Annotated in this window: 6 protein-coding genes and 1 pseudogene; 5 read left to right on the forward strand and 2 right to left on the reverse strand. The window is 54.8% G+C overall.

Annotated features, from left to right (window positions below):
* Window position 1: 1 nt before the first annotated feature.
* The 3 genes from ftsE to rpoH all read left to right on the forward strand — a co-directional run bounded on the left by ftsE (window position 2) and on the right by rpoH (window position 2,842).
* Window positions 2-667, forward strand: coding sequence for a cell division ATP-binding protein FtsE (ftsE, locus tag ACI2I2_RS03965; protein ID WP_330984149.1), 666 nt, complete (start codon window positions 2-4; stop codon window positions 665-667).
* Complete coding sequence (gene ftsX, locus ACI2I2_RS03970; RefSeq protein WP_404656720.1) at window positions 660-1,718, forward strand: permease-like cell division protein FtsX; 1,059 nt, start codon at window positions 660-662, stop codon at window positions 1,716-1,718. Before ftsE ends, ftsX begins: the two co-directional genes overlap by 8 nt.
* A gap of 269 nt (window positions 1,719-1,987) precedes the next feature.
* A complete protein-coding gene (gene rpoH / locus ACI2I2_RS03975; RefSeq protein WP_404656721.1) occupies window positions 1,988-2,842 on the forward strand; it encodes an RNA polymerase sigma factor RpoH in 855 nt (284 codons plus the stop codon).
* Between the two features lie 95 nt (window positions 2,843-2,937).
* On the opposite strand, the gene ACI2I2_RS03980 is transcribed toward rpoH, so the two are convergent.
* Window positions 2,938-4,413: a PLP-dependent aminotransferase family protein gene (locus tag ACI2I2_RS03980; protein WP_404656722.1), complete on the reverse strand. Its 1,476-nt coding sequence runs from the start codon at window positions 4,411-4,413 to the stop codon at window positions 2,938-2,940.
* Between the two features lie 114 nt (window positions 4,414-4,527).
* On the opposite strand from ACI2I2_RS03980, the gene ACI2I2_RS03985 reads away from it, so the two are divergent.
* Together ACI2I2_RS03985 and ACI2I2_RS03990 are read left to right on the forward strand one after the other, a co-directional pair.
* On the forward strand, window positions 4,528-5,793 hold the full coding sequence (locus ACI2I2_RS03985; protein ID WP_404656723.1) for a 4-aminobutyrate--2-oxoglutarate transaminase: 1,266 nt from the start codon (window positions 4,528-4,530) through the stop codon (window positions 5,791-5,793).
* Between the two features lie 204 nt (window positions 5,794-5,997).
* Window positions 5,998-7,095, forward strand: coding sequence for a branched-chain amino acid ABC transporter substrate-binding protein (locus tag ACI2I2_RS03990; RefSeq protein WP_404656724.1), 1,098 nt, complete (start codon window positions 5,998-6,000; stop codon window positions 7,093-7,095).
* Window positions 7,096-7,396: 301 nt separating this feature from the next.
* On the opposite strand, the pseudogene ACI2I2_RS03995 reads toward ACI2I2_RS03990, so the two are convergent.
* Window positions 7,397-7,597: pseudogene (locus ACI2I2_RS03995) on the reverse strand (IS4 family transposase); the annotation flags it as partial.

A 7,597-nucleotide genomic window follows, 5' to 3' on the forward strand; every position in this document is an offset into this window, starting at 1 on the left:
AATGATTCGCTTTGAACAAGTCAGCAAAGCCTATCTCGGTGGGAGACAAGCGCTGCAGGGGATTAACTTCCAGCTGCAGCCGGGCGAGATGGCCTTTCTGACCGGCCATTCCGGGGCAGGGAAAAGTACCCTGCTGAAGCTTATCTGCGGTATCGAGCGTCCAAGTACCGGGAAAATCTGGTTCAGCGGGCATGACATCAGTCGCCTGAAAAACCGCGAAGTGCCGTTTCTGCGTCGCCAGATTGGCATGATTTTCCAGGATCACCACCTGCTGATGGACCGGACCGTTTACGATAACGTAGCTATCCCGCTGATCATCGCGGGCGCCAGCGGGGATGACATTCGTCGTCGCGTGTCGGCGGCGCTGGATAAGGTCGGGCTGCTCGACAAAGCGAAAAACCTCCCGATTCAGCTCTCCGGCGGTGAACAGCAGCGTGTGGGCATCGCCCGTGCGGTGGTGAACAAACCGGCGGTACTGCTGGCGGATGAACCGACGGGTAACCTCGACGAGGCGCTGTCGGAAGGCATCCTGCGCTTGTTTGAAGAGTTCAACCGCGTTGGCGTGACGGTGCTGATGGCGACGCACGATCTGGGGCTTATCTCCAGCCGTTCGTACCGCATGCTGACCCTCAGCGACGGGCATTTGCACGGAGGCTACGGTGAATAAACGCGAAGCGATGAATCAGATTCGCCAGTTCGGCAACCGTTTTGATCGGCTGCGTAACTCGGGGAGCGGCGGCGGTAACAACGGCAGCAATGCGCCGAAACGCGCAAAATCCTCGCCGAAACCGAACTCCCGCAAAACCAACGTGTTCAACGAACAGGTGCGTTACGCCTTCCACGGCGCGTTGCAGGACTTAAAAAGCAAACCGATAGCGACGTTCCTGACGGTGATGGTGATTGCCATCTCCCTGACACTGCCTAGCGTGTGCTACATGGTTTACAAGAACGTGAACACCGCAGCGTCGCAGTACTATCCGTCGCCGCAAATCACGGTCTATCTGGAAAAAACGCTTGATGATGATGCCGCCGCGAAAGTGGTGGGGCAGCTTCAGGCCGAGCAGGGCGTGGATAAGGTCAATTATCTGTCACGTGACGAAGCGCTGGGTGAATTCCGCAACTGGTCCGGCTTTGGTGGCGCACTAGACATGCTGGAAGAAAACCCGCTGCCAGCCGTCGCGGTGGTTATTCCTAAGCTGGATTTCCAGGGAACTGATTCGCTCAACAGCTTGCGTGACCGGGTGTCGCGCATTCAGGGCGTGGATGAAGTGCGTATGGACGATAGCTGGTTCGCGCGCCTGTCTTCTATAACAGGGCTGGTGGGCCGAGTGTCGGCGATGATCGGCGTGTTAATGATAGCGGCGGTGTTCCTCGTTATTGGCAACAGCGTGCGTCTGAGCATCTTCGCACGTCGTGACACCATTAACGTGCAGAAACTGATTGGCGCGACAGATGGTTTCATCCTGCGTCCGTTCCTGTACGGTGGGGCGTTGTTAGGATTCTCAGGGGCATTTCTGTCGCTGATCCTGTCTGAAATTCTGGTGCTGCGTTTGTCTTCGGCGGTGACGGAAGTGGCGAAAGTGTTCGGTACTCAGTTTGAACTCAGTGGCTTAGGCCTCGATGAGTGCCTGCTGATGTTGATTGTCTGCTCGATGATTGGCTGGATAGCCGCCTGGCTGGCGACCGTTCAACATTTACGCCACTTTACGCCAGAGTAATAAATTTCTGATATAATCTCTCCCTGCTGCATCATGTTCCTGTTCGCAGGGAGAGTTTCAAAAACCCATCCGCTTTCCCTGTTCCCCAGTATCATCATCGTGGTGTCACATTTTGTGCGTAATCTATTCACAGCGTTGCATGGAACTTGTGGATAACATCACGGTCTGATAAAAGTGTGAATGCTAACCTCGTTGCTCAAAATTTCTGGCATGCTTGTTGCCTCTTAGAGGGACGAAGCAGCAGAAGAGAAAGAATTGAGAGGATTTGAATGACCAAAGATATGCAAACTTTAGCTTTAGCCCCTGTTGGCAACCTGGATTCCTACATCCGGGCGGCAAACGCATGGCCGATGTTGACGGCTGATGAAGAACGGGCGCTGGCGGAAAAGCTGCATTACCAGGGCGATCTGGAAGCAGCTAAAACGCTGATCCTGTCTCACCTGCGCTTTGTCGTTCATGTTGCTCGTAACTACTCGGGCTACGGCCTGCCGCAGGCAGACCTGATTCAGGAAGGTAACATCGGCCTGATGAAAGCCGTGCGCCGCTTCAACCCTGAAGTGGGTGTGCGTCTGGTGTCGTTTGCCGTGCACTGGATCAAGGCTGAGATTCATGAATACGTTCTGCGTAACTGGCGTATCGTGAAAGTCGCGACCACCAAAGCACAGCGTAAGTTGTTCTTTAACCTGCGTAAAACCAAGCAGCGTCTGGGCTGGTTTAATCAGGATGAAGTCGAAATGGTGGCACGTGAGCTGGGCGTGACCAGCAAAGACGTGCGCGAAATGGAATCACGAATGTCCGCACAGGACATGGCATTTGATATGTCGTCTGATGATGATTCCGAAAGCCATTCCGTCGCACCTGTACTCTATCTGCAGGATAAAACGTCTAACTTTGCCGATGGCATCGAGGACGATAACTGGGAAGAGCAGGCTGCCAACAAACTGACGCATGCGATGGAAGGTCTGGACGAACGCAGTCAGGACATCATCCGCGCCCGCTGGCTGGACGAAGACAACAAGTCGACGCTGCAGGAACTGGCCGATCGTTATGGCGTGTCCGCCGAACGTGTCCGTCAGCTCGAAAAGAACGCGATGAAAAAACTGCGTATGGCGATTGAGGCCTAAACAAATGCAAACGGCAACCTTCGGGTTGCCGTTTTTGTGTTTGCTCCCTCTCCCTGTGGGAAAGGGCTGGGGTGAGGGCACCAGACCGCAAGGATCTACTCATTTTCGTTTTTGATACACCCCACCAACACCTTAAAAGCGCCTTCCATTTCTTCCTCACGCATCGCTGCAAAGCCCATTAACAGACCACGCTGCGTGGCTTTATTCAGGTAGTAACGTGAAAGCGGTCGCACCAACACACCTTTCTCATTGGCTTTTTTCGCCAGCGCTACATCGTCACACTCTGCATCCAGTTTCAGTACCAGATGTAGCCCGGCATTATCGTTAAATTCGCTAAGGGCCTCTTTGCCCAGATAATCCGTGATAAGCCCGGCGAGCTTCTGCCGACGACGGGCATACAGCAGGCGCATCCGGCGAATATGCGCGGTGTAATGCCCTTCGCGAATAAACAGCGCCAGTGCTTCCTGATCGAGCAGACGCCCGCTGCGATACAGCTCGGTATGAGCGATGCGCAACGACTGCGCTAAGGGGCGTGGAAGTACGACGTAACCGAGGCGCATCCCCGGCCACATGGTTTTGCTGAACGTGCCGATATAAATCACCGGCGCATCTTCCACCAGGCCTTGCAGGGCTGGGATCGGCTGGCCGGAGAAGCGAAACTCACTGTCGTAATCATCTTCCACAATCCAGCTTCCGGTCTGACGTGCCAGCGCAAGCAGGCGCTGACGGCGCTCCAGGCTCATCACGCAACCCAGCGGGTATTGATGCGAAGGCGTGACGAAAATCAGCCTTGGCGGTGAGTTGCCGGGTTCCGGCGGGTTCATGCCGCTGAGGTCGACATCCACCGCCTGCAGTTGTACGCCGTTCATCTGCAGCACGTTACGAATGCCCCAATAGGCGGGTTCTTCAATCCACGCGCTGTCGCCTGGATTACAGAGCATCCTTGAGACTAAATCGATGGCCTGATGAATGCCTTCGGTGACCAGGATTTGATCTGGCGTGCAGCGCACCGAACGCGCCACGCGTAAATACTCCATCAATGCCTGTTGCAGCGCCTGGCTGCCGCCGGAAGGGCTGTAAGAAAGCTGTACCGCCTGTGGTTTACGGCTCACTCGGGTGTGGATTTTACGCAACAGAACGTGAGGAAACTCGTTCACGTCCGGCACGCCGGGCAGAAATGCGCCCCACTGGCGAGGGCTGGCGCTGCTGTGCGTCAGCAACGCCTGACCACGTTCTGAAAAGCTAATGCTGCGCACGTCGCTGCCGGGATCTTCCTGTGTACCCGTCGCAAAAAGCAGCGCATCGGGCACCGTCTGGGCGACAAAGGTGCCGCTGCCGGAGCGGGAAACGATATAGCCCTCTGCCAGCAATTGTTCGTACACGGTCAGCACCGTATTGCGTGACAACTTCAGTTGGCTTGCCAGATCGCGGGAAGGGGGCAAACGGCTTTGTGGCGGCAGGCTGCCGTCGAGGATCGACAGGCGGACGGCGTTATACAGCTTTCGGTGCAATTTATCGTCGGGTTGTTCATCCAGACGCAGTTGCAGGAGATCGCACACTAAAGAACGCAATTGGATCCCTCAATTATTCAAAACTGGTACTCGATTATAGGACCGCTCAGGCAGTAAAACTATCACATGTTTCAAAGTTGTTAACACAAACGAATCTGTGATGGGGTAAGGTCGATGAAAAACAATGAACTGAATCAGCGCCGTTTACAGGCGACACCGCGTGGGATTGGCGTCATGTGTGGCTTCTATGCCGAAAAAGCAGAGAACGCGACGCTGTGGGATGTGGAAGGCAATGAAGTTATCGACTTCGCTGCGGGGATTGCGGTGCTGAACACTGGCCATCGCCACCCAAAAATTGTCGCGGCGATTGAAAAACAGCTTCAGGCATTCACCCACACGGCCTACCAAATCGTACCTTACGAAAGCTATGTGTCGCTGGCTGAACGTATCAACGCTCGCGTGCCAGTGAATGGTCCGGCGAAAACTGCTTTCTTCTCTACGGGTGCGGAAGCGGTTGAGAACGCCGTGAAAATCGCGCGTGCTTATACCAAACGTCCAGGGCTGATCACCTTTGGTGGCGGCTTCCACGGCCGTACTTTTATGACCATGGCGCTGACCGGCAAAGTGGCACCGTACAAAATCGGTTTTGGCCCGTTCCCGGGTTCTGTTTATCACGGTCAGTATCCTAACGCCGCGCACGGTGTGACCACCGAAGATGCGCTGAAAAGCCTGGATCGTATTTTCAAAGCAGATATCGCGCCGGATCAGGTTGCGGCCATCATCCTTGAGCCTGTGCAAGGCGAAGGCGGCTTCAACGTGGCGCCGGCTGATTTCATGCAGGGCCTGCGCAAGCTGTGCGATACCCACGGCATTCTGCTGATTGCCGACGAAGTGCAGACCGGTTTCGCCCGTACCGGCAAACTGTTTGCGATGGAACACTACGACGTTAAGCCAGACCTGATGACCATGGCAAAAAGCCTGGCAGGCGGCATGCCGCTTTCAGCGGTGGCGGGCCGTGCGGACGTGATGGACGCGCCTGCGCCGGGTGGTTTAGGCGGAACTTATGCCGGTAACCCACTGGCTGTAGCATCCGCTCACGCAGTGCTGGATATCATTGATGAAGAAAAATTGTGTTCACGCGCTTCTGAACTGGGTCACCACCTGGTTGAAGTGCTGAACAATGCCAAAGCCGATTGCCCTTACATCGTTGACGTTCGTGCGCAAGGTTCTATGGTGGCCGTTGAGTTTAACGATCCACAGACCGGCGCGCCGTCGCCTGAATTCACCAAACAGGTGCAAGAGAAGGCGATGAAAGAAGGCCTGCTGCTGCTGAGTTGCGGCGTGTACGGCAACGTAATCCGTTTCCTTTACCCTCTCACCATTCCTGAAGCGCAGTTCCGTAAGGCGCTGGACATTATTCGACACTCCCTCAGCCGCTAATGGCTCGGCGCTCTTCGGAGCGCCTTTTTTTTGTCACGATTCTGTTACATAACCCTCAAATTTCTGGTTCCAAAAGAGAAAAAATCGGGTATGTTTTAGCAGAGTATGCTGTAAAAGCGCGTGCGGCAGACCAAATAATGAAATAAAGCGCCACATAACAACATCACAACAAAATCAATCACCATCACAATGGGGAATCTCAGGATGAAAATGAAGGGTAAAGCGTTGCTGGCAGGATGTATGGCCTTGGCATTCAGCACCATGGCACAGGCTGATATCAAAGTTGCCGTTGTTGGCGCCATGTCCGGCCCGGTAGCGCAGTACGGCGATCAGGAGTTCACTGGGGCTGAACAGGCTGTCGCTGACATTAATGCCAAAGGCGGGATCAAAGGCGAAAAACTCTCTATCGTAAAATATGACGATGCCTGTGACCCGAAACAAGCTGTAGCAGTGGCGAACAAAGTGGTTAACGATGGCATCAAATACGTTATCGGCCACCTGTGCTCCTCTTCCACTCAGCCAGCGTCTGACATCTATGAAGACGAAGGTATTCTGATGATCACCCCAGCGGCAACGGCACCAGAGCTGACCGCGCGTGGGTATAACCTGATCCTGCGTACCACCGGCCTCGATTCCGACCAGGGCCCAACCGCTGCAAAATACATTCTGAACACCGTGAAGCCGAAACGCATCGCGATTGTTCATGACAAACAACAGTACGGCGAAGGCCTGGCTCGCTCCGTTCAGGATGCGCTGAAAGGCAAAGCAAACGTGGTGTTCTTTGACGGCATCACCGCAGGCGAGAAAGACTTCTCCACGCTGGTGGCGCGCCTGAAGAAAGAAAACATCGACTTCGTGTACTACGGTGGCTACCACCCTGAAATGGGCCAGATCCTGCGCCAGGCTCGTGCTGCCGGTCTGAAAACCCAGTTCATGGGCCCAGAAGGCGTAGCGAACGTGTCTCTGTCTAACATCGCTGGCGATTCTGCTGAAGGCCTGCTGGTGACTAAGCCGAAGAACTACGATCAGGTTCCTGCGAACAAACCAGTCGTGGATGCGATCAAGGCCAAGAAACAAGATCCGAGTGGTGCATTCGTGTGGACCACCTATGCGGCACTGCAATCCCTGTCTGCTGGTCTGAACCAGAGCGACGATCCGGCGAAAATTGCGGAATGGCTGAAAGCCAACCAGGTTGATACCGTAATGGGCCCGCTGACCTGGGATAAGAAAGGCGATCTGAAAGGCTTTGAGTTCGGCGTGTTTACCTGGCATGCGAACGGCACGGCGACTGACGCTAAATAAATGAAAGTGTAGTGTTGACCCCTCTCCCTAACCCTCTCCCGCAGGGAGAGGGGACTGAACGGAGGCGGTTTGGTTTTCTCCCTCTCCCGCACGAGGGGACTGTTCGGAGCCGGTTTGGTTTTCTCCCTCTCCCGCACGAGGGGACTGTTCGGAGCCGGTTTGGTTTTCTCCCTCTCCCGCATGAGAGGGGGCTGTTCGGAGCCGGTTTGGTTTTCTCCCTCTCCCGCATGAGAGGGGGCTGAACGGAAGCGGTTTGGTTTTCTCCCTCTCCCCTCGGGCTGAGGGATCCCCAGTAATATGGTCATTCGCCTGTGACCATATTACTGTACTCTTTCCCTAATAATTTCAGTGCATTAACTATATTCATTCGCCTCAGCACTCCGGGTTGCGTTCTCACCAGTTCACCTGCCAGCGTCAGGTAAGACAGCCATCTTCTGTGCTTTACGCTGTTTGCCTGATAGTGTCTGTGAAGCTGTTTCTTCTCCGCCATATAACCTGCCAG

Source organism: Scandinavium sp. NPDC088450 (assembly GCF_044900545.1).
Taxonomy (GTDB): domain Bacteria; phylum Pseudomonadota; class Gammaproteobacteria; order Enterobacterales; family Enterobacteriaceae; genus Scandinavium.

Bases quoted from the DNA above. Each gene is read 5' to 3' on its own strand.
- ftsE (WP_330984149.1), top strand. From the start codon at position 2: ATGATTCGCTTTGAACAAGTCAGCAAAGCCTATCTCGGTGGGAGACAA.
- rpoH (WP_404656721.1), top strand. From the start codon at position 1,988: ATGACCAAAGATATGCAAACTTTAGCTTTAGCCCCTGTTGGCAACCTG.
- ACI2I2_RS03985 (WP_404656723.1), top strand. From the start codon at position 4,528: ATGAAAAACAATGAACTGAATCAGCGCCGTTTACAGGCGACACCGCGT.
- ACI2I2_RS03990 (WP_404656724.1), top strand. From the start codon at position 5,998: ATGAAAATGAAGGGTAAAGCGTTGCTGGCAGGATGTATGGCCTTGGCA.